Source organism: Microbulbifer sp. NBRC 101763 (assembly GCF_040371615.1).
Lineage (GTDB): Bacteria > Pseudomonadota > Gammaproteobacteria > Pseudomonadales > Cellvibrionaceae > Microbulbifer > Microbulbifer variabilis.
In genome coordinates, this window is sequence record NZ_BAABQV010000005.1 from 112,675 (window position 1) to 139,413 (window position 26,739).

15 protein-coding genes are annotated in these 26,739 nt (G+C 47.6%); 2 read left to right on the top strand and 13 right to left on the bottom strand.

The window, feature by feature from the left end:
- From ABWV76_RS13385 to ABWV76_RS13445, 13 genes are all read right to left on the bottom strand, one after another.
- Positions 1-7,032 (bottom strand): RHS repeat-associated core domain-containing protein, encoded by a 7,032-nt coding sequence (locus ABWV76_RS13385; RefSeq protein WP_353376219.1) that lies wholly within the window; start codon positions 7,030-7,032, stop codon positions 1-3.
- 869 nt (positions 7,033-7,901) lie between these two features.
- Positions 7,902-8,876 (bottom strand): isoaspartyl peptidase/L-asparaginase family protein, encoded by a 975-nt coding sequence (locus tag ABWV76_RS13390; protein WP_353376220.1) that lies wholly within the window; start codon positions 8,874-8,876, stop codon positions 7,902-7,904.
- A 68-nt stretch (positions 8,877-8,944) separates the two neighbouring features.
- A complete protein-coding gene (locus tag ABWV76_RS13395; RefSeq protein ID WP_353376221.1) occupies positions 8,945-11,704 on the bottom strand; it encodes a TonB-dependent receptor in 2,760 nt (919 codons plus the stop codon).
- A gap of 164 nt (positions 11,705-11,868) precedes the next feature.
- The gene (locus ABWV76_RS13400) at positions 11,869-12,564 is read right to left on the bottom strand and encodes a gluconate 2-dehydrogenase subunit 3 family protein (protein ID WP_353376222.1); all 696 of its coding nucleotides are present in this window, start codon (positions 12,562-12,564) and stop codon (positions 11,869-11,871) included.
- Complete coding sequence (locus tag ABWV76_RS13405) at positions 12,564-14,360, bottom strand: GMC oxidoreductase (RefSeq protein WP_282953435.1); 1,797 nt, start codon at positions 14,358-14,360, stop codon at positions 12,564-12,566. Before ABWV76_RS13405 ends, ABWV76_RS13400 begins: the two co-directional genes overlap by 1 nt.
- Before the next feature lie 266 nt (positions 14,361-14,626).
- On the bottom strand, positions 14,627-15,541 hold the full coding sequence (locus ABWV76_RS13410; protein ID WP_353376223.1) for a sugar phosphate isomerase/epimerase family protein: 915 nt from the start codon (positions 15,539-15,541) through the stop codon (positions 14,627-14,629).
- Positions 15,541-15,756: a twin-arginine translocase TatA/TatE family subunit gene (locus ABWV76_RS13415; protein WP_020412851.1), complete on the bottom strand. Its 216-nt coding sequence runs from the start codon at positions 15,754-15,756 to the stop codon at positions 15,541-15,543. Before ABWV76_RS13415 ends, ABWV76_RS13410 begins: the two co-directional genes overlap by 1 nt.
- 4 nt (positions 15,757-15,760) lie before the next feature.
- The gene (locus ABWV76_RS13420) at positions 15,761-16,474 is read right to left on the bottom strand and encodes a 3-keto-disaccharide hydrolase (RefSeq protein ID WP_353376224.1); all 714 of its coding nucleotides are present in this window, start codon (positions 16,472-16,474) and stop codon (positions 15,761-15,763) included.
- A 79-nt stretch (positions 16,475-16,553) separates the two neighbouring features.
- Positions 16,554-17,564, bottom strand: a complete 1,011-nt coding sequence (locus ABWV76_RS13425; RefSeq protein WP_020412853.1) for a LacI family DNA-binding transcriptional regulator — start codon at positions 17,562-17,564, stop codon at positions 16,554-16,556.
- Between the two features lie 56 nt (positions 17,565-17,620).
- The gene (locus ABWV76_RS13430) at positions 17,621-18,940 is read right to left on the bottom strand and encodes an MFS transporter (protein ID WP_353376225.1); all 1,320 of its coding nucleotides are present in this window, start codon (positions 18,938-18,940) and stop codon (positions 17,621-17,623) included.
- A gap of 56 nt (positions 18,941-18,996) precedes the next feature.
- Positions 18,997-20,058 carry a sugar phosphate isomerase/epimerase family protein gene (locus tag ABWV76_RS13435; RefSeq protein WP_282953429.1) on the bottom strand — a complete coding sequence of 354 codons (1,062 nt, stop codon included), beginning with the start codon at positions 20,056-20,058 and terminating at the stop codon, positions 18,997-18,999.
- A 223-nt stretch (positions 20,059-20,281) separates the two neighbouring features.
- Positions 20,282-21,451 (bottom strand): Gfo/Idh/MocA family protein, encoded by a 1,170-nt coding sequence (locus tag ABWV76_RS13440; RefSeq protein WP_353376226.1) that lies wholly within the window; start codon positions 21,449-21,451, stop codon positions 20,282-20,284.
- 275 nt (positions 21,452-21,726) lie between these two features.
- On the bottom strand, positions 21,727-22,983 hold the full coding sequence (locus ABWV76_RS13445) for an FAD-dependent oxidoreductase (RefSeq protein ID WP_353376227.1): 1,257 nt from the start codon (positions 22,981-22,983) through the stop codon (positions 21,727-21,729).
- 268 nt (positions 22,984-23,251) lie between these two features.
- On the opposite strand from ABWV76_RS13445, the gene ABWV76_RS13450 reads away from it, so the two are divergent.
- Positions 23,252-23,794, top strand: coding sequence for a lipocalin family protein (locus tag ABWV76_RS13450; protein ID WP_020412859.1), 543 nt, complete (start codon positions 23,252-23,254; stop codon positions 23,792-23,794).
- 788 nt (positions 23,795-24,582) lie between these two features.
- Positions 24,583-26,682, top strand: coding sequence for a carboxy terminal-processing peptidase (locus tag ABWV76_RS13455; RefSeq protein WP_020412860.1), 2,100 nt, complete (start codon positions 24,583-24,585; stop codon positions 26,680-26,682).
- The last annotated feature ends 57 nt before the right edge of the window (positions 26,683-26,739 follow it).

Genomic DNA, 26,739 nt, shown 5'->3' on the forward strand with positions numbered 1-26,739 from the left:
TTACAATCCTCTACCTAAAAATCCGATAAATTCATTCGTATCCGAGTTAAAACGTGCTCCTATTCCATTATCTAATTTAAACTCCGTAACATTACCATAAGCCTTGTGTGGCTTGTCAGACCTAGTGCCATTGCGCATAATATTTTTAAGAGCATCTGCCGCAGCCCGGTTCACACCTGCTTGACTACCAAATTTCTCAATCAAAGCCTTTTGAACCTGAGCTTTTGGTACATTAACTCCTAAAACATTTGGATGTTTGGTTGCGGCTCTTCCTGCATGTGTCCACCCCGCACGCTTAAACTGTGATACTGCATGCTTAAACATTGGGTTTCCAGCTAATCCACTTGTAGCTACTGTAGCTCTGCTGACAAATAAGAAAGTCCCAACTTTGATTGCCCCCCCAACAATTTGACCTTCACCGGGTATCGCTTGGAGCAATTTTAAAACTTCCCTACCGGTATTTTTTAATGCGTACCTTGAGTAATCTATAGTGCTAGGTTCATTGCCCGTAGGTAACGTAGGAATATCATCATATGGAGGGCCATCATTTAGGTAGATGGTGTCATTAATACCACCATTCTGTTCAGATAAACTAATCTGCCCAGATGAGCCAATCTCCCCCCAACCTCCACCTCCTGAAGAAGCAAACCCAGATGCACTAGGCGACTGACCCAATGAAATTACTGAATTAATATAAGTCTGGCCAGTGAAAGTTCTTCCACCCGGTCCGGTTGGGCAGGACCCGCCTTCAGCACAGGGTGGTAGACAACCTCTACTTTCTAGATTACACCTACTTCCGAAATTTACGGACATATACCCTGTCGGGTCTACAAGAGAAAGAGGGTTATTTAAAACGTAAGAATAACGGTTATAACTTTGCGAATTTTTTGGGCTTTGAATAAATGGATCAGGACTCAAAAATCTGCCAAGACTTGGATCATATACACGCCCATTCATATGAATGAGCTGAACACCATCCAAATGCTCATGATCCGTATAGCCTCGAGCCGTAACAAAGGGCACATAGTCTTCACCCTCTTCTGCGCCATTCCATAATGTATCACGCCTCTTTCCCCAGGGGCCATTTGACATCCACTGCACATCATCATTACTGTCAGCGTTAGCTCCAGATTTTGCCACTATAGAGCCAATGTGATCACGATGTTGGTAAAGGTAATAACCAGATGAAGCATCACCTTCTTGTATATATAACGCATAATCCCCTACATAATGAATTTTTTGCAGGATTCCGTTAAAGGTGGTTTCTTCATAAACACCGAGGCTCGCATAGATAGTTGAGCGGCCGCTACTATCAGTACGCTTAACACGACTCTGATCTGGGCCATACGTGATTTCGGACCAACGGGTTACACCATTAACAGTATTTTCTATGCGGGTAGGCTTGTTAAATGCAGTATAATCTACAGCACGGTGATTGTTACTGTCCTTAGTTGAGCTGGTCAAACTACCATTCTGATTATAATAGTTGGTATATCCACGAGCGCTGGTTACCGCATTAGGACCCGCCCCGTTTTGACCGTATTGATAAATATCAGAATTATCATACAGTGTTTTTACATTACCCAAAACATCATAGCTAAAGTCGTTGGGTGCGCCAATACAATTGGTAAAACATGATTTTGACAGGCGATTCACAGAGTCATAATAAAAGCTCTGGGTTAAGCCGTTCTTATTATCTCTGCGCTGGTCCAGATTACCTAAACTATCAAAATCATACTCATGACTCTGAATAAGGAAACTCCCCTTTTTTGCTACAACACTATCAATATATCCATTCGTTGGCTTGTATATTTGCTTGGTTACAACTCCGTTCCCTAAGGTAAACTCTGTTAGGTTTCCGCGAGCATCTTGCGAGTTCGCACTCCATAACACTTGACCATCATGAGCATTTTTTACTTTAACCATATGTCCATGGCTATTGTAATGATTTGCGATCGTATATCCTGTTGGATAGGTGGTAGCAAATGCCCTATTAAATGAATCATAGTGTTGACGAGTTATATAGCTTTTACCGTCAATAACCTGTTCAACTGACTCTGGTTGTGAAAAAGACGAATAACTATAATTTTCTGTATAGGCCGAGCCGTCTGAATTATAGCCACTGAGCGTTCCCAGTAGCCCAATACCATAAAGTTTATCGTCATAGGTCCAGCTGTGAGTAAGACCTGATGAGCCGTGAACCGCTGTAGCATTGTCAGTTCGCGCAATAGTACGCTCCAATTTATCGTAACTAAACCGAGTAACATAGCCTTCTGCATCAGTTTGAGCTGCTATTAAACCTAGCGGGTTATAATCATATAAGACTGTACCTGTGTTCGGATCACTCAGTAATGTTTTTCGCCCCAGTATATCGTACTCAATATTAATCAGAGTGTTATTATCATTATCAACCTTGGTTGACTGTAAATCTCCAAATGGCCAATAAGTATAGTCAACTTGAGTTCCGGCATTGTCCAAAGTTTTCATTGTCCAACCAGCGCCATTCACAAACAACTTGGTTGTTTGTACTTCCGACGGACTATGCTCTGATAGAACAGTTTTGGCAACTACTGTTTCAAGACCTTTATAGGTTGTTTTAACAGTGGATGAGTCCGCTTTTGTCTTTAGTTCTTCTCGGCCAAGCAAATCATACTTAGTGCTAACTTTATACCGTGGATCGTTATTATAAAAGGGAGCAATCTCAGAAGTAATGAGTCCTTGCCCATTATAGGCCTGATAACTGTAAATAAAAGCGCCCAGCATATCCTTTGTTCTGTTCCCTAGCTCTCGCTCGAAACTGTCAAAGTATGTCCTAACAGAAGGCGACCCTGTCGTTTTGCTTTGAATATAAAACTCAACATTTGGGTTATAGCTAAAACAGCTATTGCCACAATTTCGATAATCAAAATCTGTACGAGTATTATCAGGATGATCTATATGGTCCACCCGCCCAACACTATCATATGATATTTTTGTAATAAGATTATTTAGATCCTGAATTTCAAATGGCAAACCAAAATCTGCACTAAATTTAGTGATTGCACTTTGGCCTTTAGGGTTGGTATGGGTTACTTTTCGTATACCATTGGCATCAAAGTTTTCAATATAACTCTCCGCACGAACGGTAAAATCCAGACCATCATAAGCGAAGCTATTAAAGCTTTCAGCGATACTGCTTATGGAGCCATAGTTGTTATAACCATACGTTGTAATTAGTTTTAATGAAGCAGAGCCCTCAGGTTCAATTGTTTTTGTTTTTATTGTTCCGTTGTTATTATAGGAGTAAGCCGTAGTTCGTTTTTTGCTGCTAACTGAAGTGCTACTGGCACCCACTGATGCAGTATCCTCTACTCTCTCAGGCAAACCCAGTATCCAGCTATCGTCTGACTTTGTACTGAATATTTGGCTTTTTTGTTTATGATGTGCAGTCACACTAGCCTGGCTAGCATAGGTATCACAGATTACCTTATGGGAATTGAGCAACACACCATCGGTATGATAATCCACATCACTAGTTGTAGTGAGTACAACATCAATATTTTCTACAGGACTACAAGAAAAGCTTGCAGAATTATGGTTTCGAATAATTGTATCGGAAATTTTACTACCATTATATAGGCTATTTCTTACCGTACTTTGCTCGTATACATAAGGAAAATAATGCGGACTACTAAAACCAGCATCCACATCATCACTATAAGTACGAATTTTCCACCGATACTTAGTGTCACTTAGTACATCTAACGTACAAGTGGAAGTATCAGCGGAATTAGAGCAGTTCTTGAAACAGTCTACATAGGAGCCATCTACCGCACAGACTTGCTGTCTTTTAAGTTGACCGGCCAAAAGATAATTATCTTGAGCCACCTGATGGAATTCTGACACTGTACGTATTTTTTTAGCCTGCCCCTCGTGGCTCACAGTTTCTATAACTCTGGCAAAACCCAAAGAACCATAGCCTGTGCGGTGCCTAACAGGAGACTCATATTTATATTCCGCAGCTGTGGTACCACCAATACCATTACTTTCCTCTAGTATGGTTACAACATACGGTAAACTAGACACGGGGACTGTATTTTTGGGGCCTGCACCATCAGGCGCTATATCCTCATTATCGTGAGAATCGTAAACTTGCCTTATACCCAGCAAATTACAGGAGACATTCCCTTTGATCGCCAGATCACACGCTGTATCTAGAGGTCGATATTGAACCTCCAATTGTTCGCGGCCATCAAAATTAACACTTTCAATACGAGGCTTTCGAATATTATTGCTAGTAGTAGTTAGCCCCTGTGTATCATTAGCAGTAGAGCTACCATCATGATCAGCAAAAAAATCGACCATACCGTCACGGTCAAGATCCAGCCATGCGCTAGTTCGCCAATCGGGAACGGCATTAATATGTTCGTAGTTTTTAGGTGAACTATGAAGTAATTGACAACTGGAGAAAGTTTCTCCCTTATTAAAGCGCACAGCTAAGTATGCAGATTTTTTATCTTCTCGCTCAGTGAGATATTCACAATTAGCATTAACTATATACAACTTATCAATTAACCCGTCACCATTATAGTCAACGAGAAATCTTCCAAGAGTGCTCTTACGTTGCTCTTTGGGTACTTGAGTTGTTGCGCTCTCAATTCCGGGGTCTGTCGGAGCAGCAACCCAATCATCCCCTGTAGAATACAGGATCCGATTGTAACTAAACACCATATCTGCCAAGCCATCCCCATTCATATCCTGCAGCTGCAGGTTATCTACTATATCGGGAAAAGGCTGAGCGGGTCCAAAGCGGGTAAACTCACCATCATAAGAATAGTCTTCTGGTGATTTTAAAATAAATCCATTACCGGTATTAATCGAGACATTTCCCAGTACATCAGCCATATCGGGTAAGCCATCACCATTAATATCCCCTATCCGTGTTGAGGGGTGAGATGACTCTCCATGCCACCATTGCGCAAACTCCGAAAATCCACTACCCGTATTCAAGGCTACCGAGCGATCTTTTAATGGACCCTTTAAATAATTTCGATAACGCCCGTCAGTCGATAAAGTGTAACGACCAATACCGTATCGAAAAACATCAACCAAGCCATCACCATTCATATCCTTAAATACTAGGCGATAAGGCTCAGGGGCTGTGACACTTTGTATTAATGTTTCTGGCCAAAGATGCGATTGCGAACCTGAACTTCCTGTATGCAAGGTGATTTGCTCAGAAGTAAGGGAGTAAGCTCCACTATAAACGTAACCACTACCAGTATTGAGAAAAGCTTTAGTGCCAGCAAGCCCCATCCAAGAGTTTGCAATGAGATCAAGTTTACCATCTCCGTTTATATCCAACGGGATGAAACCAAAATATCTTAGATCTCTTGTTGTCGGGATAAGTGACTCCGAGAAACTTCTATTGTATTGATAATAAGTAATAGTTCCCGGTGAGCTTACATCACCTACTTTCACCAAAGTGCCCGTTGCATCTTTAACGTAAAGAGTGTCATTTCGGACAACAGGGTAATCTACTTTATAATCGCCATTAAAGTCAGCTAACCATTCTGGAAATACTACTTCATCAAGAACCCAGCGATATTCACTACCCAAAGGTTTATTGGCATATGTGCTACTCGATGAGGAACTCCAATCAAAAGATAACGGCTGCCCGCAATCTGTGGTCGACCCTCCATAGCATAATGTGACATTTTGCAGCTTACTGGTACTGGTTGGATCAGCATTGATATTTCCATCAACAGCTTGGTAGTTGAGACTATAAAGGCGAACTATATGACTGTCGCTACTCTTTACTGTTATAGTTTTTAGGCGCTTATCTACTCTATGCTTTCTACCTGCTATATAGCTTTCGCGAACATCTACTCTGGGTTCATAGGTGAAAATCAGCGCATTATTAGTCCCTTGTGCAACATTGTGCTTGGTATAATCAATCTGACTGATTCGATGGACACCTGCAGAGGTATCTTTTTCATAGGTATACACCATGTAATTGCCGAAGACGTCCTCACGCTTAGCAATCCGCCAGTGAAGTGTTTTATTATAACCGTCTTCAAATTCAGTATTGGCCGAGCCCTTCGCACCATAATGAATTTTTCCCCCATCCCTTGACTCAACTCGCCAATAGTCTGGTACCGCAGCCTCCCCCCCATAAGCTCTCAGGCGCTGAAATGACTCTGATTCGGTACGATATTCACGATAACTTATTCCCCCGTGAGAACCTGAACCAATCTGAACAAGACGGTGTCCATCCAGACAGAATTTATAAGCATCTCCCTTATTAATGCCGCTTATCGCACCATCTCTCACTTTACTAGCGCGACATCGTGATATCTTTGACTGGCCACCAATATCCCATCCCCAACCCACTACGCCATTTCGACGATTACTGTTGTAATTCAAATTGACTTGGGGCTGCAGGCCATTAATACCAGGTGGAACCTCAATAGGGATCGTATAGTTAAACGATCCATCTTTACCCACCAAATGCTGACCAGTGAGTTTACCTCTGTATAAAGATTCGGTCATCAGGTCATTCGCCGGGTCTGTCTGCGTGATCGATAGATTACCTATCTTATCAATGAAGACATTGGTAGCGATTATATCCGGCGTTATTGCATCGCCCCCTGCAATTACAGCGTTATGTAGCATACTGCCAACCTTGGCAATATAAAGATCTGTATTACCATCGCCACTGTAGTCCAGATATTGCAAACTTGTCGGCGGTACTTTTTTCAGTAAACTGATATCAATATTTTCACTGACAACCGGAGAGCCATAACTACCGCCTTGAGAAGCATATAAATAACTAGGGTTTATCGGGGGCAGTACGAGAGGTACAACAACCTCTCCATGGATCATTACATAAAGGTCTCTAGCTTTGAGATAAATATCATCTACCCCATCACCATTGACATCACCATAGTAAACATCGTAGTACGAATCATCGATATTCTCCGCAATTAAACTTCCTGCTGAGAATAGTAAAACAAGCAATAAAAGCCTGGATACTAAAGGAACACCCTTCATATAACATCCTAATTATAATCTTATATAATAATTTTTATGTCTATACGCACAAATGAAGCTTAATATTCAGCACCTAAACTAAGCTTTCCCTAAGCTGTATGCTCGCACCATCTAACTCTTAGCCGAAGTAATAACGTGGGTACGCATTCTACACGGCAACGTCAAAATTATCGTTTTGCACCACCAAACACCTCCCATCATTTTCGCTGTTATGGCTTCACTTTGGAAGCCCTCCATGTCAATAAGTTAACAACTTCAACTGAAAATTCAGCTTAACTAGCACTACCCTTCCAACTACAAATTTATCCAAGCTCTTTCCTGCTAAAGAGTAGCCATCAAGATGCAGACCATGCGTTTACTTGAAACTACGCGAAAGATGCAATTAGGCATACGATGTCAGTGTTGCTTTTACTCCCAATAGAAAGAATGGAACTTTCTTCACACCTTACTCATAGCCCATAAAAAGCTAGCAGATGTCAAATGCAACTAGGTACTAAAACCAATTAAAGGGGCATAGAGGGGCGAGGCATCATAAGCCTAAAGCTTAAATAACGATCGCTTAATAAAAATATGAATTAAGAAGTACAAAAGTACATAAATACTATACCTTGGGCAGGATACTATTTGCCTTGTTTAGTAACAGGTTTAAGAACTCGGCTTGACTAGTTCCAATATCACCCAAAAGCCTACCAAGAAAAATCCTCTAAGTTTTAGTATCACATTGATGAGCGACCAGCTTTCTGAGAGCCATTATTACTAGCTTTAATAGCCAGTGATTTACAGCACCCAGCTATAGTTTGGATTTTTCTGCCGCAAGAAATGACCGGCAAATCAGAACGAAGTTAATATAGGCAGCTTATTTCAAAGAGTCATCCTAACTTACTTTCTGAGTCAATCATTCGTGCACCATCCACATCACGCACCGCATAATTAAAACCCGGGTGAATACAGTGAGCACCATAATTGCCGGCTTTATCTAAAGCCAGGAAACCCACCTGGAACTTCTTATAGTCCCCAAGCTTGCGTGCAATACGCTCCACCGCCTCACGACAGGCTTCTTCCGGTGTATAGCCATGACGCATCAGCTCCACCACTTGATGGCAACCGACAGTTTTGATCATTAGCTCACCCATGCCGGTGGCGGTAGCCGCACCGACTTCATTGTCGACATAGAGCCCGGCGCCAATAATTGGTGAGTCCCCTACCCTCCCATGCATCTTGAAAGCAGCGCCGCTGGTAGTACAAGCACCTGAAAGATTGCCATCCTGATCCAAGGCTAAGATGCCGATAGTATCGTGGTTTTCAATGTTGATTACCGGCTGGTAACGGGACTCGCGCTTCCACTCACGCCAGGCGGCTTCGGCTTTCGGGGTTAGCAGGTTCTCAATTTCAAATCCCTGTTCAACGGCAAAACGTTGCGCACCCTCTCCAACCAACATCACATGTGGAGTTTCCTCCATCACCTTTCGCGCAACCGAGATGGGATGCTTGATACCCTGTAAAAAAGCCACTGAACCACAATCTTGTTTGTCGTCCATAATGCAGGCATCAAGAGTCACTACACCATCGCGATCGGGAAAACCACCATAGCCAACGCTGGTTACCTCAGGATCACCTTCCGGCACTCGCGCACCGGCCTCAACGGCATCCAAAGCCCTGCCACCCTCAGTGAGAACCTGCCAAGCTGCCTCATTGGCAGGGCCCCCATGGTTCCAGGTTGATATGACTACCGGCTTTTTTCCCTTCTTCGTATAACGCCTTGCCATAGCTGCCACTGAAGATGTTGCCAGAGCACCAGCAGTGCCCAGGAAGGAATATTTCAGGAATTTTCTTTTGCTGATCACGATGATTTATCTCAAATGGAAAGCGCACAGATACAGTAATGTATCTGTGCGCCGTAGTTATGGCGAGATCAGAAGCTGTAAGTCAGCCCCATGTAGGCGCGGCGGCCTGAGTAGGAGGAACCCAAGACCCTGTTTTCCTCGCCCCAATACCTATCCACCTTCTCTTCGGTGAGATTAATAATGGAGGCAGTGAGAGTAAGATTTTCCATCAAACTATAAGAAGCATTTACATCAAGTTGATCATACTCATCAGTAAATGTATTCACGCCGTTGCTATAGCCATCCGCATAGGCGCTGCGATAATTGTAGGAAGCTCTCACACTGAAAAGGTCATTCTCGTAGTACACCGATAGGTTGTATTGATCTTTAGAAGTACCCGCAATTTCTGTTTTGATTGTTTCACCGCTTTCGAGGTCGAGGTTGGCCAGTTCGGTATCCGTATAGGTGTAGTTGGCTAAAACCCCAAAACCGTTATCAAAGGCATATTGCACAAACAGCTCGGCACCCTGGGCGGTGGCATCGGTGCCATTAACAGGCATCGACATGTTGACATTCCAAGTGTCACCATCGATTTCCCTGGTAACCAGGGAGCTGCCATTAATTACGAATGATGCAATATCCTTCCTGAACAAGGTCACTCCCATTGCGGAAGCATCGTCAAAGTACCACTCCAAGCCTAAATCAAACTGATCTGCCTTATAGGGTTCTAATTCGGAGTTCCCCGCAAATCCATCTCTCACAGTCGCTCCTGGCAATGGAGCGTGTATGGATTCAGAGCCACCGAGGTCATCATAATTCACTCGGGCAACAACCCTTGCGAGGGCTGCACGCATTACCAAATCATCGTTAATATCCCAAGCGATATTGGCGCTTGGCAGAAAATCGGTGTTACTGCTATCGCGAATATTGGGCTCATCTTGCAAAACCCCGTCAATATTGTCATAAGTGCGGGCATATTGTTTGGTTTTTACCGCGCGAACACCAAAATTACCGCGCAAAGTGGCAGAGGCAAAATTCTGCTGTACATAGGCTGCAGTAACTTCCTCACCGATACGATAATCCTGGTCCCGCTCTACGATAACTGTAGGATCACCATAAGTCTCATAGAGAAACTCTTTTAGCTTCTCGAGCTCCAGGTAGGCAAAGTTGGGCACTTTTACGCCACCAATAATATTGTCGAGTGGGCCACTGGAAAGGATATCAATCGTATCCGGAACGCCATTAGGGTCAGTGTGGAAAGAATCATCCGGCCACCAGGGATAACAGGCCCCCTCAACTTCGCCCCAATTAATAGTAGGGCACGGTAGGTTATCGTCGTCCCAGGATTGTTTGGTGATCCTACGATTAATTTCGTGATCGCGGTATTTAAGTCCTACATCAAGGGAAGTCAGCCAGCCGTAATCCATATCAATAGAAACATCTAGCTGGTAATAGTTTTCATCATCCTCACTGCTGGTCCAATGAGAAGAGAACCAGTCGTATAAGGGGTAAGTATTGGGATCTCCCAGATCGGCACTGGTATCAATCTCTGCTGTACCACTGCTTAGATCCCAGCTCCAGTCAGTCACAGTGCCATAGCGAGAGTTTACTGAGGCAAACAATTTCTCGGAAGGGCCGCCTTCCGCACTTGTGCTGCCCACAACCATTCGCACGCTATAGCCATCCCCCTGGTAAATAGCATTAAAGTCCAAGGTATCTGATACATACTCTGCTCGCGTGTAGTCACCGGCTACCTGAGGAGACTGCAATTCTGCCTGCCCTCTATCCAGCATACCAATACCGAGTAAGGTATCGCCATCTTCATCAAATTTAAGGCTACCGGGAGCAATTGCATTACCGTAGTTCCACTCAGGAAAAACAATACGATAATTCTCCGAATTACCACCCTGTTCAAAGCGAAAATAATTGACACCAAGCTCAAGTTGCTCAACCGGACGCCACTGGGCACTGAGCTGAATTCCCTCTCGGGTACGCTCCTCCTCAAAGACACTACCTACTACTGCTCTGGGTGCATAGAAATCTCGGTACTCATTACCGTCGATATCTACCATAGCCCCCCTGGCCTCTACGCCATCGTGCGGCTTTTCATCACCTTGCCATCCCCAATTTTCTGTAGTGGTGCTAATCACCCGGTTCTGACGATCCTGCTTGGAATAACCCACTAACACACCAAAGGTTTCCTGATCATTTTTCCATGAGTAAAAACCTGTGTATTGTGGTTCATACTTTTCAGTGACATCCGCATAGGTTGTCTCAACTGATAGCATGCCCTCCCCCGCATCTAGATCCAGAGGTTTGCGGGTGTGCAAAATGACAGTCCCGCCGATTCCGCCTTCATCCAGCTTTGCCTCAGGGCTCTTATAAACATCTGTACGAGCAATCATTGTTGCTGGCAACAAAGAATAATCTAGTGAGCGTGATGGCTCATCTCCCGGAGTAGCAATATAGTTACCGTTAAGCTGAGTAAAAGTTAGCTCCGGAGCGGTACCGCGGATACTCACTTCCTCACCTTCGCCACCACTACGGACAATAGAAACTCCCGGCACTCGCTGCAAGGCATCGGCTACGTTTTTATCGGGGAACTTGCCAATATCCTCAGCGGTAATTGAATCCACCACAGCATTAGAAAAACGCTTCACATCGAGGTTTTTCTCCATACTCTGGCGAATACCCATCACCTCTACTTCTTCGAGAACCAAGCTCTCCTCTTTTGCTTGTTCCGTATTCTGTGCTTGCGCCATACCAACAACACTAAATAACACCAGTGCGCTGGCAGATGTGCGTAATAGTTCCGTCCTACGATTTGTATAAAGGGTTTTCTCTTTCATTGCTGAGCATCTCTTTTATTATAATTCTCGAGCTTTCCGTACACCCTCTTAACTCGGCATATCCACATACCAAGCTCTCGGAATAAGCCCGGGTTTTAGGTCTGCCTGTCCCTGGCTTATTTTAATGAGCCCCCTTCCCTAGGGGTTAAGGCCATGTACCGCCATCAGCTATCCAGGCCAAGTCGCTTTAGTACTTCAGGCGGTGCTCCAGGGAAGCTGGCCATGGGTCTGTTACCCACATAGCCGATATCCGCCATACCTTCCTCGGTGGTATAGAAAGCGGTAGATGCGAGAACCCTCACTTTGGCAAAGAAACGCGCACCGGCCTGGTATTCTGGCTTCGCGGTGCGAGTCCATTTGATGTCCTCACAGATGGCCGTTTTTTGAGATTCATTCAACTCGACAAATGCGCCTTGAAATCTGCGCCTGGACTCTCCCTCGAGCCAGACAATCCCACCGCGAATCGTGACAAGATCTGCTTTATTATTGGAATAAGGCGCACTCACGTATTCATTGATGTAATGCTGAGCACCAACAGAAGAGGCGCTCGGGGAAATTGCATCCGCGGGAATAATGACATCACAGAGCGCAGCCAGTACCGCTAATTCATTCTCATCTAGCTGCATTTCCCAAGGCACAACTGGATTAAGAAGATCTGGATCCGTGGGCGTCCCCCTGGCTAGCGTTTGTTTCGGAGCATCCAGGTTTTTAACTGCAGGTTTTGCCGTAGGTTTGTCCTCCCTCACTACAACCTTTTCAGCAACTTTCTTAGAGCAGCCAATTACCGGAACTGCAGCGGCGGTGGTGGCAATCAAACGCAGGGCATTACGGCGACCAAGGTTGGTTTTTTCCTCGCTCATCAGATATTCCTCTTCTTGAATTGGTCCACGATGTAGTCACAGGTACGCCAAGCCAGGGCCATAATGGTCAGGGTTGGGTTTTTATCGGCATTAGAAACAAAGGGGGCGCCGTCAGTTAGGAAGAGGTTGGGAACCTCCCAGGACTGGCAGTAAGGGTTGAGCACAGAATCTTTTGGGTTGGAGCCCATGCGCGCGGTGCCGACCTCATGAATGATGGCACCACCGTTGATAATTGCCTTGGCACCATCGGTCTGTACGGTTGTGGTCACATTGCCGCCCATACCTTCGATAATTTCGGCAAAGGTTTTGTGCATGTGGGCAGCCTGATTAAGTTCCTGGTCACTCCATTTCCAGTGGAATTTCAGAACTGGGATACCCCACTGGTCGACCTGGTCCTTATCAATTTCACAGTAGCTGTCATCATTGGGGATCATTTCCCCACGACCGTCGAACCAGACAAAGGAACCGTAATAACGTCGGCAGGCCTCTTTTAAATCCTTACCGTAGGCACCTTCGGTGAAATCACCCATACCGCCGAAGGCACCAGCTCCAGGCATACTGCGGCCACCACCGAATTCAATGTGATAACCCCGAGCAAAATCCAAGTCTCCGCGCAACTGCTCTTTGTACAGCCACCAGGGCATATACATATGCATTGCCGACGCGCCATCTTCGTTATGAGCGGGCATGTTTTCCAGGGCTGGAATCTGGCCACCTACTCCCGCGCCCACAGTATCCATCAGGTATTTGCCTACAACACCACTGCCGTTGGCGAGACCGTCTGGGAATAAAGTGCTTTTTGAATTGAGAAGAATGCGTGATGTCTCGGCGGCACTGGCCGCGACGACAACTGCGCGGGCACTGGCAAACTTTTCCTGACGGGTGTTTTTATCAATGTAAACAACCCCGTTGGCTTTGCCTTTCTTATCAACGGTAACTTCGCGCACCATTGCGTCAGTTATGATGTCAAGGTTGCCTGTGGCCAACGCAGGCGGCAGCAGTACTGTGGTGGACTGGAAGTTCGCCTTAATGGAACAACCGCGACCACAGGGTGTGGCCCAAAAACAGGCAGCACGGGATTTCATCGATTCACGGGTTACATCCTGGGCAAGCTTGTTATCGGGGAACAGTTTCTGCGGAATATTTTCATGGTCGAGGCGCTCACTGAGAATGGCCAAGTGTGAAGGGATCACGGGGATACCCAACTTGTCACAAGCCTTTTTCGCCAACAGCTCGTAAGCTCGAGGGTTGGGGGGCGGCAATAATACGCCGTCGGAAGAATCCGGGGTATTTTCCAATCCCTCATTGGTGCCGTAGACACCAATGAGCATCTCGGTTTTATCGTAGTACGGAGCCAGATCTTGATAGCTGATAGGCCAGTCAAAACCGAGTCCATCCCTTGAGTACGGCTTAAAGTCGTATTCCCCCATGCGCAGCGAAATACGCCCCCAGTGGTTCGTGCGGCCACCTAGCATACGCGCTCGCCACCAGTCGAAACGCCGGCCTCTCTCCCGGGATCCCTGGGTATAGGGCTCGCCTGGCACCTGCCAGCCACCATCCACTGTCGCATCGTAAAAACCGAATGGTTTTTCCGGCGTGCTACCACCGCGCAGGGGGGCGTCTTTGGGCAGATTAAACATAGGGGTTTCCTTGACCGGGTCATAGGACCGCCCCGCTTCCAGCAAAAGTACCTTTAAACCTGCTGTGGCCAGCACATAGGCAGCCATGCCGCCGCCTGCACCAGAGCCGACTATTAAGGCGTCGTACTCTTTATTCTCAATATCTTCACTCGCCATAACATCTCTCCTGCATGACCTTTTATTTTTCTTCTGACTGGCTAAATTCCATCAATAGGGAACATTTTTCTGTAACCGGTTACATTATTAGAATATTTTTCTGTTTGGATGAACAACTATCAAGTCTGAATTTTTAATTTATCGGTGTTAAAGACTGGTTTCTTGAAGAAAGCAGACATTAAAGTACATATTTTCAGGTTAGGTAAAATTAAAAATATGTAACCGGTTACATCTGTAAGTAAATTTTATCAATTATTTTCATTTAATTACGTGGACACCTCCATCTTCCTACCAAGATGTTCTAGCAACTGTTTTGTTGCCATAATTCCGTGGTCCTCATCTCCCGGCCCTTCAAATTCAATCCCAACATAACCCCGATAACCCGCATCGCGAATGATCCGTAACATTCGAGCAAAGTCCGTGTTGATTTCACTTCCCGCTGAATCGAACTCAAAGCTTTTGGCACTGATACCCTGGGCAAAGGGCATAAGTTGCTGAACTCCCAAATAGCGATCGTAATCTCCGAAGTTTCCAAAGTCCGGCAAACTGCCACAATTGGGCATATCTACACGGTGAAGGACGTGTGACAGCCACTCCCCGTTAGATGAGTAGCCACCATGGTTCTCAACAATCACGTTAATATTAAAATCCTGGGCGAATTCCGAAAGCGCGCGCAGCCCCTCAACAGATGCTTTAGCCACCTCTTCGCGACTCCCCTGTCCTGCGGCATTTACTCGTACAGAATGACAATCGAGATGTTTAGCCGCTTCGATCCATTTGTAATGTTTCTCTATCGCCTGCTTTCTCTTGCCTTTATCGGGATCACCCAGGTCGCCCTCTCCATCAACCATAATTAACAGACTGCGAACATTATGGTCTTCTGCCCTAGCCTTCATTGCGGTGAGAAACTTCAAGTCCTTTGCCTGATCTTTAAAGAACTGATTTACATACTCAACCGCTCCAATTCCAAAGACTTTGCGCGTTTTAACCGGAAAGTCCAGAACCTTGAGAGCACCACTTCGCAGTTGCCGATGCAGGGACCACTGAGCTAAGGAAATCTTAAAAAAGCTTTCACTTCCCGCGCTGTGGCTACGACCGACAAACCCCATAAAAGGGGTAGCCAGTCCCAAAGCTGCCAGCCTTGTGCTATTTGCCAAAAACCGCCTTCTATTGATAGTCATTACCGCTCTCCTATTTGGGAAAACTCTGCAATGGGTTTCGAGGGGTTATCGGTTGAAGCGCTACCCTCCCGGTTTCCTTGCAAAGAACGGCGAAAGCCACTGATTGCTCCCCCCAGATCTTCGCCCAAACGGCGAATCTTGCCGCTGCCAAACAATAAAACTGCAAGCACCAGTACTATCAGGATTTGCCAGAGACTGATTCCTGAAATACCCATTAGCTTATAGCTCCCGGATTTTTATATTGCGATACCAGACTTTATCGCCATGGTCCTGCAAAGCGATATAGCCACTTTCAGACCGCGCAAAATCTGGATAATTTGAGAACTTGCTGCCCGCCAAACGCTTGCCCCAATCTTCTGACCAAAGCTCGTAGCTAACAATCTTGTTGCCATTTAACCAATGTTCTACCTTGCCGTTCTCTACACGAATACGAGTTTGATTAAACTCTCCCGCAGGCTTAACGCTCTCTTCACTGGGCGCATACATATCAAATACTGAGCCGGCGCTGTGGCTTGGCTTTTCCAGATTGGGAAACGCGGCATTGTCCAACACCTGGTATTCCATGCCACTCATCCAAACTGGTGCATCTCCATCAGCGACGCGATAAATAATGCCGCTGTTACCGCCCTCAGAAATTTTCCACTCCAGCTGCAATTCAAAATCTGCAAACTGCTCAGCGGTTACCAGGTCCCCAGCCCCTCCCGCGGTCAATACCAGATTGCCATTAACAACCTGCCAGGCACCCCCAATCTGCGAGCCATTTGTTCCAGTCCAACCCTGTAATGTCTCACCATCAAACAGGTAACGCCACTCTCCATCCGCTTGTTGGATGCTCGACTCGGGCACCCGCTCGCAACCTGCAGCACCCAGCATCACTGCTGCTGCAATCGCTACGGATATTTTTGATCTGGTTTTAGTAAAGTTTTTCATCATTATTATCTCCACACCTATTGGCTGTTATCTAATCAGTGCCATGCTTTTCAGGGCAACGGTCCTTGGGAGCCTGCAGTTCTCAGTTGTCCCGACAAGAGGCTGTGCTTTCCCGCTCCACTAGCTCAAATGGCAAAATAGTCCGGCTGGATTTCAATGGCTTACCATCGATAATCAATCGCAGCGTTTCCATTGCGTAGCGGCCTAACTCCTCCGCGGGCTGGTTAATCGTGGTCAAAGGCGGATCTGTAAATTGGGAGAATTCAATATTATCGAACCCGGTAACAGACACATCTTCCGGCACCCTGAGGCCCATCCTCTTCACCTGATGCACTGCACCAATAGCCATCTCATCGTTCATACAAAAAATGGCAGTTGGCCGACGGGGAGTAGATAGCAAAGTCTCTGCGCCTTCCTGTCCAGATGTCATAGTGAATTCCCCATGAACAACCATTTCAGGATCAAGTCCTAACCCACGTTTTTTTAGTGCATCAGAAAACCCAGACAGTCTGTCTCGGACTATGGGGCTTTGCGAGGGCCCGGTAATAACCCCGATGCGGCGGTGCCCCATCGCCATCAAGTGACGCGCAACCTCCTGTGCCGCGCCATGGTTATCCAACTCCACCACCGGATACCGATCATCTTCTACTATGCGCTCACAGGCATTCACCAACGGAACAGATGCAGCCAGGTTCGCATCCTTCTCTGCAAACGGATAACGACTACCAAGCTGGATAACACCGTCCGCTTGGTTGGTTAACGCCATACCTGCATAAAATTGTTCATTGGTGGAATCCCCTTTTGTATCCCCCAGCAGCACCGAATAGCCTTGATCCTGCGCCGCTTTCTCAATTCCGCGAATGACCCGGGAAAAGAATGGATTGGCTATATTGGGAACTAATACCATCACTGCGAATGACTTTCCCGAACTGAAGTTCCGCGCAAGGAGGTTCGGCCGGTATCCGGCCTCCTCCACGGCTTTAAGCACCCGCTCTCTGGTTCGCGGAGAAACCATCTGCGGATCTTTTAACGCCCGGGATACGGTCGCGACCGATACACCGGAGCGACGTGCAACTTCGCGAATATTTGACATAGTTTCCTGCTAATTTCTTATTAGTAGGGGGTTATTTTCGCACAGACGGATATCATCTACTGGTTACCCGTAACTGCTGCTTCCGTTTTATTGGCTGTTTGCCTTCGATCCCACAGCCAAATAAAGGCAAAAATAGGGAGCAGGATAAGTGGGACTACTGCCAAAGACTGGAATGACTCTACAGAAGCGGTTGCCAATACCGCATCCAACTCATCCCCACTCAGCTTTTCAAAGGCCTCCAAGCCCCCCGCTGCCTCAATCTTGGCATTGTCAAAAATAGCTCCAAGCTTTGGCAGAACAAATTGGATAGACATACCACCGGCAAAACCCAGCAACCCCAGAAACAATGCCCCTCCGCGCACAAAACGCTCGGAGACTGTGGCCAGCATAGTGGGCCACATATAACAAACACCAATGCCCCAGACAGTCGCTGCCAAAAATGCAGTTACTGGCGTCCTAGCCATACCCAGGCAATAGAGCCCAATTGCGGCAAGGAGACTGCTTAACCATAGAAGTCCGATAGGAGACAGTTTCTTTGCCAACTGTCCTGCAAAGTGGCGCATCACAAACATCAACATACTGACATAAACAAGGATAAGGATACCCTTCATGCCAACTACTCGGGATAGGGTCAGGTCTACCCACTGCCCAGGGGCCAGCTCGGTTGCGGCGGTCAGCCACATACACACCCACAGCAGGATAAACATCGGCTGCTTGAATACCTCTTTAAACATTTCGCCATAACTGATACCGGAAGAAACCCGTTCAGTAACTGGGAAATCTGTTTTAGCCACAAGCCAGGCCATAACAACAGCCGGCAGTGCCAACACGACAAGGTTCAACTGCCAGGGAAGCTCGAGGGCAGAGATTGACAACCCCAGTAATCCTCCAACCACAATGCCCGCAGGCCACCAGGCATGTAGTACGTTTAAACGTTGCGTTTTATTATCTGGGTCGACTGCAGCAACCATAGGATTACTGGCTGCCTCCACGGCACCCCAGCCCAAGCCTGTCAGTAACAGGCCAGCTAGAACCAGACTCTCTACCCCCTCCCCTGGAGTCACCATAGATGCCGCAATAATAAGCAAACTGCCCAATACATAACCTATAGATGAGAGCATCAACATTCGCTTGATGCCGACCAAGTCCACAAGTGCGCTTCCAAATAGAAGTGTGAAAGCAAATCCAGCAAAGGTAATACCAATTGCTTCACCGAGCATAGTGGTGGAGTTAGCTAGGTCTATATGGTTATAGATATCTTCCTGCAAGTTAGTGGCTATCACCGTCCGCACAGCCATGCCCAAGCCAATCATAAAAATGGAGAGATTACCCACCAAGAATATTCTCTTGTTCTGGGGCGTTATCATCGTACTCATCTATCCAGTCTCCGCATGATTTATTGTTATTAATTGTTCACTTGGTTTGGCAAAATTTAATCCAACCCCAAAATCCGACGATTTCGCGCGCGATCTGTTTCTGCACCAGCAAAATCATCAAAGGCCTTCCCTGCCACAGTAATCAGGTGATCCTGAATAAATGGTGCACCCTCACTGGCCCCCTGCTGTTGATCCTTAATACAACACTCCCATTCAAGTACTGCCCAGCGATCGTAACCGTATTGGGTCAAGCGGCTGAAAATCCCGCGGAAGTCCACCTGACCATCGCCCAGGGAACGAAAACGGCCAGGTCTTTCAATCCAGGGAGCATACCCACCATAAACTCCAGCCCTACCACTCGGATTGAATTCAGCATCTTTCACGTGAAACGCCTTGATTCGTTCGTGATAGATGTCGATAAAAGCCAGGTAGTCCATCTGCTGCAAAAGCAGGTGACTGGGGTCATAGAGAATATTCGCTCTTGGATGGTCCTCCACTTCGTAGAGAAAACGTTCAAAAGTCAGCCCATCGTGCAGATCTTCACCGGGGTGGAGTTCATAACAAACATCAACCCCAGCACTGTCAAACGCATCCAATATGGGGCGCCACAGCCGACCCAATTCGCGAAAACCTTCTTCAACCAGCATTGCCGGGCGCTGGGGCCAGGGATAAAAAGTATGCCAAAGTAGTGCGCCAGAAAATGTAGCATGAGACTTTAGCTTTAGGTTCGCACTGGCCCGAGCAGCCAACATCAGTTGATTGCTTGCCCACTCGGCACGGGCTGGCAAGTTGCCTCGCACTTCCTCCGGGGAAAAAATATCCAGCATCTCTTTATACGCGGGATGCGCTGCAACCAGCTGGCCCTGCAAATGCGTGGACAGTTCTGAGATTTCCACCCCCGCCTTCTCACAGACCCCCAGAATATCGTCACAGTAAGCCTGACTATCGCTGGCCAGCTCGAGATCAAAGATGCGCTTGTCCCAAGTGGGAACCTGAATGCCTTTGTAACCCAGATCCGATGCCCAGCGGGCCATAGACTCCAGCGAAGCTGGTTGATCGCTCGGAGGGAGGAACTGGGCGAGAAATATTCCGGGCCCCTGAATTCTGGGTGCCTTCATTTATTCTTATCCTTTTTACTGCTGTACTTATTTACCTCTGCAACCAATCAATCCTTCCTGGGTGATCCGTTTGCTCCTTTTGAAAAAACACAGTGCTGCCTTTTCAAAAGTGGACTGGCACTGGGCCGACATCGACACCTCCCTGTGCCGTACTAACTGCCGGACTTCCACCCTGCCAGAGGTTCCTAACTTGTTTGAAAATGAATCGGTACGATTCAGCTGTCTATTCCCAATACGGTGCCAGAGACACCCAAGAAGAGTTCGCGCGACTGCTTTCTAATGCACCGCGTACAAATGCCATAGCTCGGACACCCGCATCAATATTCCCAACGACAGAACTATTTTTAATGGGCAGTTCTTGCCGGCGGCATCGAACCTGGGCTGCAAAGTCGCGGTAAATATTCGCAAAGGCCTCTATATAACCTTCGGGATGCCCCTGCGGGGTACGGCAAAGAGCTCGGACATCGTCATCCAGATATTCACAGTCAGCACCAGCCTTCAAAAAGGCCACTGGCTGACCCCTACGCTTTAACTGCAATTGGTTAGGAGATTCCTGCTCCCAGAACAGTGAGCCATGTTCGCAATAAACACTGATATTCAGGTTATTCCCTTCCCCACCACAGACTTGGCTGGCTGTAAGGGTGCCGCGCGCACCCTGATCTAATTTAAATAGCGCCGCGCCATCATCATCCAGCGCCCTTTTGTCGACTACCGACTGCAAGTCCGCACAGACCTCAGAGATACGCTGACCGGTAAAAAATTCGACCAGGTGGTGAGCGTGGGTACCAATATCGGCAAAACAGCCACTTTCTCCGGAGCGTGTGGGATCTGTTCGCCAACTGGCTTGTTTACTTCCGCTGGAGTCACCAGCCAATGCCAACCAGCCTTGTGGATAGGCAACAGTTACCCGGCGGACTTGCCCAAGCTCCCCCCTGGCTAAGATTGCCCTGGCCTGCGTCACAAGAGGATAAGCTGCATAGGTATGAGTCAAACCGTAGAGATGGCCACTCCGCACGACCTCGTTTTTGAGCGCAAGAGTTTCCTCAAGAGTGGAAGCGGCCGGCTTATCGGAAAGAACATGAAACCCCGCCCGCAGTGCAGCAATAGAGACTGGTAGATGTAAATCATTGGGTGTTACCACGGAAACAAACTCTATGCGCTCATCAACAGCACGCTGGGATTCCTCCAGAAACATCTGCTCATAACTCTGGTAAACGCGCTCGGGGTTAAGGCCCAACTTCTCTCCGCTGCTACGGCCACGCTCGGGATTACTGCTAAAACATCCCGCCACCAGCTCTATTTCACCGTCAAGGGAAGCAGCCATACGGTGGACTGCGCCAATAAAGGCACCCTCTCCACCACCAACCATACCCATTCTTATTTTTTTTCCCATACCACTTCCCATATAGCTGCCTCTGGCAACCAGGTTCTTATTGTTTTGGGTTTCTACCCGGCCAAATACCTTGCCTCCATACTCAGGCCTTGTACTTCTTCCAAGAACCCTTTCAGAAAATGTAACCGGTTACATTTGTTTTTAAGATACAGAAAAAACTTACAGTTGCAAGCGACAGTTTCATTGCATGTTGTTTATTTTCCCTAGAGAGCAGGGTACCAATATCCACCAGCGCAGAGAAGTTACACTGGTTTACTCATTCGAGGTGTTAATAATCAGTCGTGGTAACCCACTTTTCGGGCGAAGTCTTCCCAGGATTGCCAATTAAGCTCCTGGCTCTGCCACCTATTCTCTATCGGGTGGCCGATCCCCGGGCCTGGGGGTAATCCACTGTCGGCGCCCGGCTGGGGGTGGCAGCTTTTGAGCTTGGTACGCACCCACTTCCCAGCATCTTCAGCGACGTTAGCGGCCAATCCCCAATGGTTTGGCCACACTGCAAGGAAGTTTTGCAGACCAAAATCGTCCAGTTGATACGGAGTGGGATACTCCAACTGCACCAACAGATCACCATCTGGCCCTGGTGCATCAGTTTTCCAGCCTGCATATACCGACCACTGGCAGCCCTGCGCCCAGGCCTCAAAGGCCACCATCGCACTGGAAAGGCGCTTAAAAGATGCACAAAGTAAATCATTCTCTATTTCTGGTGGGATGCGCATATCGACAACACCCGCTTTGAACTTGGGAACTTCTGGGTTAAGTGTAAGAATCCAGAGCCCCTCCCCACCTTCCAGCGGGTGGTACAACACTATCAAGTCGATCAAGAAAGCTGAAACCGGGGGAATATTGGGACCGCGAGCCAAAAGCATATGCAGAGGCCGTACTAGCTGCGCATTTTGTACCTGCTCTTCCGCCACACCCAACTGCCGAATCACCTCTGCATTGCCCGCACCGCAGGCAGAAATCACAAGCTCTGGCCTTACTTCGCAAGAGCGGCCACCGATATCCAGGGCTACCTGTTCAATAGCTGAGCCCGCGAGCTGAAATGATGCCAGCCGTCCACTATAAATATGTTTTCTCATGGGCTCGCTGACACTGAGGTAGGCTGCGGCTCCATCGAAAACAAGATCATCAGGAAATCTGAACCTGCGATTTGGTGGTAAACCGTCCGGATCAAAGATCTCCGGCAATTCCACCTCCTCTGAGGGAATAGCCGCTCCAGCCCAGTTACCTTCAACTGTCTTTAGAAAGTCTGGAGTCAGCGCAGCATGGAAATCTGTTATTCGACTATTCACACCGCCATTAGCAAGTTCTTTGTGCCAATGCTGCGCGGCTGTCCTATAAATCTCAGCAGCTTGGGGGTTCGCGGCGTTCCAACCAGAGGAGAAGTAACCGTGGAAATGCAGAGATTCGGCATCACCCAACTCGTCATCGACCAGTATCACCGAATACTCTGGTATCAGCTGTCTCATCAGGGTTACTCCCTGAATCCCTCCACCAAGAATCAAAACATCAACAGGGATAGTCTGTGACATAGGTGAATCCATTTAAGTTGAAAGGAGTGACCTCAATAAGCCTTTTAAACTCTCTGTTGCTGGGTAAATAGTAGCCTGCCCTCTCCCTATCAATACTGAGTTCCCATCCTTCTTTCGGCCTATTACGAAGAATCTGTGAACTTAATGTGAAAAGTTCACCCCACTAGCAAATTAGTTAATCCGTTCCAGTTAACTCTCCGTAAAGAGGGGGTCGCTACGGCACTACAGCAGTAGTGATTGAACAAGCAATCAACAAGGAAGCGTAACTATGAATGGCTTTGCAAAAGGTTTGGGAATCGTTCTATTGGCTTTTGCTGCTCAGTTCTCTTGGGCGGAGGGAGATTCAGAGCTTGAGACAGTACCCTACGTGGATGTTCATCAGTATGTCGGTAAGTGGTATGAAATTGCCAGGCTTCCCCAGATATTCCAACCCGCATGCACCGCTGTAACCGCGGACTATGGGCTGAATGATGACGGCAGTATCAGCGTGTTCAACTTCTGTCGAATCCTGCACCCGAAATACGGGTTCCCTATTAGCGTGCAAGGCACTGGTGTTCCTATTGATGAAACCAATAGCAAACTTGCCATCTCATTCTTTAACGGCCAGTCCACTGGCGACTACTGGATATTGGAGCTGGACCCAAATTATCAGTGGTCACTGGTAGGTGATCCCGATCGCAGCAGCCTTTATCTACTGAGTCGATCTCCCCAGCTGGATGAGTCAATTATTGATGAGCTGCTTGGTCTTGCTGTCACTAAGCATGGCTACAATATCGATCACATCATAATGACTAAACAGCCAGCACATTAGGCTCTCTTTCATTAGCGCGTGGGCTTCTCCTGCTCACGCGCCCCGTTAATTTAATAAATTACATTAACTTTATTTAATCTATAATATTCATATAGTTACGATGTATATTGAAAGTAATTTATAGAAAATTAAGGCTTAATTTTCCCTGGCTACCAGACTGACAGGTGGCACCCTACCCCCAGGAAATAGTCCTCCCCCCGCCCTGCAGAGCAGACAAACTCCCCGACTAAAAAATGATCAACCAAGACCCATCCAGCGGGTAGCCGTATGGCTCATCAGCTGCCAATCGACTGGAGTTCTGTGGGTGCACAAAAACCGGGGCTCGAGAGGGGTGACAGCAATCGCTGTCAGTTCAACACTATGGTTTACACCCCAGTGCCCAGTTCCACTAGACACCCGCGCACCAGAAGATGTATCAGAGCGGGACTATTAGCTGATCAACCCTGCGGCTCCTTTCTGACGCCTCCTGGGAGTTACTCCAGTTGACGTTCAGGGTGTACAACCGGGCGGTCAGATAGATCAGATTGACTATTTAGTGGTCGAAGTCAGCAGTGATTATGGTGATGACCATACATATCTGTCGTTCATAATTGAGAAAAAATGCCCTACGCGACAAGAAAAAGGGAAATCTATTTTGCTAAATCTGCCCAAAGCGGGAAGGATCCATCTCTGAATAGAGGTATTTCATGCCCTTCGGAGCTTTCAGCCTTTATACTTGTCCTAAGCTATAGGTCGCCAAGCCATAAAGGCTGGCCTCCTATGAAGTAGGACGTATAAAGAGACTCCCTATGCTTACCAATCGGATCGCCGCACTATTTTCCGGCTTCTTGGTCATTGGCCTGCTTTCCACAACCGCTCTGGCAGAGGCCGAGCGCCTGGCCCCAGAAAAGGACCAGGGCAGCACCGCCAGAGAGATAGTCAGCAAACTCGAAATGCTGCACTACAACAAAATAAAGGTCGGAGACGAAATGTCAGAAGACCTCTGGAATGAATACATTGATGCTTTGGACCCCACCAAAAGCTACTTCCTCAACTCAGACATCAATGAGTTTCGTGAGTGGCAAACCAGGATGGACGACCAGTTGCGCGCTGGTGACGTAAAAGCGGGCTTTGAGATTTACAATCGCTTCCGCCTGCGCATGGGCGATCGCCTCGACAATATTTTGTCCCAACTGGAGAAAGGCCTCCCAGACTTTGACTTCACTCGCGATGAGTCACTGGAACTTGATCGAGAGAAAAGTGAATGGCCGAAATCAATCAGCGCTGCCGATGACCTGTGGCGTAAACGCCTGAAAAGCAGCGTTCTGAACCTGCGTCTCACAGGAAAAACCGACGAGGAGATACGCGATCTTCTGGAGCGCCGCTATAAAGGCCAGAAGAAGCGTCTCGAGCAACAGAATAGCGATGATGTATTTGAGCTCTATATGAACTCACTCACACGCCTCTATGATCCTCACAGTAATTACCTGTCCCCGCGCTCATTGGAAAACTTCAATATGAGCATGTCCCTCTCGTTGGAGGGCATCGGTGCTGTACTTCAGGCAGACGAGGAGTACACCAAGGTGGCCCGCTTGGTTGCAGGTGGCCCGGCTGATCGCACTGGCAAAATAAAGCCCAACGACAAGATCGTGGGTGTTGGCCAGGACAAAGAAGGTGAGATGGTCGATGTCGTAGGCTGGCGCCTGGATGATGTGGTTGACCTGATCCGCGGTAAGGCCGGCACTTTTGTTCGTCTCGAAACTATCCCGACGGGCGGTGACGGCACTCACAAGACCATCCTGATCAAACGCAGCAAAGTGAAGCTGGAAGATCAGGCGGCTAAGAAAGCTGTGTTTGAATTCTCCGACGGTAGCCAAAACTACAAGATTGGCGTGATCAACCTGCCGACCTTCTATATAGACTTTGATGCCTATCGCCGCCGTGACCCCAACTACAAAAGCACCACTCGTGATGTGGCCAGGCTGTTGAGTGAACTGAAAGAGGAGAATGTCGATGGCATTATCCTCGACCTGCGCAACAACGGCGGTGGCTCTCTGCAAGAAGCCACCATGCTCACCGACCTGTTTATTGACCAGGGACCGGTGGTGCAGATCCGTCATGCCAATGAGCAAATTTCGCGGCATAACCGCTCACGCTCCCGTGCTATGTACCGCGGCCCGCTGATGGTATTGATCAACCGCCTGTCGGCTTCTGCCTCTGAGATTTTTGCCGGAGCTATCCAGGACTACAACCGCGGCCTGGTTGTCGGCAACCAGTCGTTCGGTAAAGGTACGGTTCAAACCATGGCACCTCTGAAAGAGGGACAGCTCAAGATTACCCAGTCCAAGTTTTACCGCGTATCCGGTGACAGCACCCAACACGCCGGGGTAAAACCGGATATCCCCATGCCACAGCTGATTGACGCTGAAAGCGTTGGGGAGAGCGCTTACGATACCGCTCTACCCTGGGATCGCATCCATGCCGTGCCTCATGCAAAGTACTTCAACCTGAAGACTCTGATTCCAAATTTGATGACCAAGCACAACAAGCGTACGGCATCTGATCCGGACTTTATCTTCCTGCGCGACCAGTTCGAATTTGAGAGCGAGCGCGCTGATAAGAAGTACCTATCACTCAATGAGGTAATGCGCGAACAGGAACGTGAGAACGTAAACCAGCGCCTGCTCTCTATGGAAAACCGCCGCCGCAATGCGAAGGGTCTTGAACCCTACGAGAATTTCGAAGCTTACGAAGAAAGTGAGTCGGAAGATGTCGCAGCTATCGGTGGTCCGGTTGAGATCAAGCTCGAAAAAGATCCAATCTTGAATGAAGCCGGCTATATAATGGCGGACTTTATCGGGCTAGCCACTAAGGCCAGCAAGGCCCCGCCTCAAGTAGCGAACTTCTAATTTGTAGCAGGTGCGCCTTGCGTGCCTGCTCCGCTAGTAACTCCAGGTCGGGCAAGC

Bases quoted from the DNA above. Each gene is read 5' to 3' on its own strand.
- ABWV76_RS13385 (WP_353376219.1), bottom strand. From the start codon at position 7,032: ATGAAGGGTGTTCCTTTAGTATCCAGGCTTTTATTGCTTGTTTTACTA.
- ABWV76_RS13395 (WP_353376221.1), bottom strand. From the start codon at position 11,704: ATGAAAGAGAAAACCCTTTATACAAATCGTAGGACGGAACTATTACGC.
- ABWV76_RS13400 (WP_353376222.1), bottom strand. From the start codon at position 12,564: ATGAGCGAGGAAAAAACCAACCTTGGTCGCCGTAATGCCCTGCGTTTG.
- ABWV76_RS13405 (WP_282953435.1), bottom strand. From the start codon at position 14,360: ATGGCGAGTGAAGATATTGAGAATAAAGAGTACGACGCCTTAATAGTC.
- ABWV76_RS13410 (WP_353376223.1), bottom strand. From the start codon at position 15,541: ATGACTATCAATAGAAGGCGGTTTTTGGCAAATAGCACAAGGCTGGCA.
- ABWV76_RS13415 (WP_020412851.1), bottom strand. From the start codon at position 15,756: ATGGGTATTTCAGGAATCAGTCTCTGGCAAATCCTGATAGTACTGGTG.
- ABWV76_RS13420 (WP_353376224.1), bottom strand. From the start codon at position 16,474: ATGATGAAAAACTTTACTAAAACCAGATCAAAAATATCCGTAGCGATT.
- ABWV76_RS13425 (WP_020412853.1), bottom strand. From the start codon at position 17,564: ATGTCAAATATTCGCGAAGTTGCACGTCGCTCCGGTGTATCGGTCGCG.
- ABWV76_RS13430 (WP_353376225.1), bottom strand. From the start codon at position 18,940: ATGAGTACGATGATAACGCCCCAGAACAAGAGAATATTCTTGGTGGGT.
- ABWV76_RS13435 (WP_282953429.1), bottom strand. From the start codon at position 20,058: ATGAAGGCACCCAGAATTCAGGGGCCCGGAATATTTCTCGCCCAGTTC.
- ABWV76_RS13440 (WP_353376226.1), bottom strand. From the start codon at position 21,451: ATGGGAAAAAAAATAAGAATGGGTATGGTTGGTGGTGGAGAGGGTGCC.
- ABWV76_RS13445 (WP_353376227.1), bottom strand. From the start codon at position 22,983: ATGTCACAGACTATCCCTGTTGATGTTTTGATTCTTGGTGGAGGGATT.
- ABWV76_RS13450 (WP_020412859.1), top strand. From the start codon at position 23,252: ATGAATGGCTTTGCAAAAGGTTTGGGAATCGTTCTATTGGCTTTTGCT.
- ABWV76_RS13455 (WP_020412860.1), top strand. From the start codon at position 24,583: ATGCTTACCAATCGGATCGCCGCACTATTTTCCGGCTTCTTGGTCATT.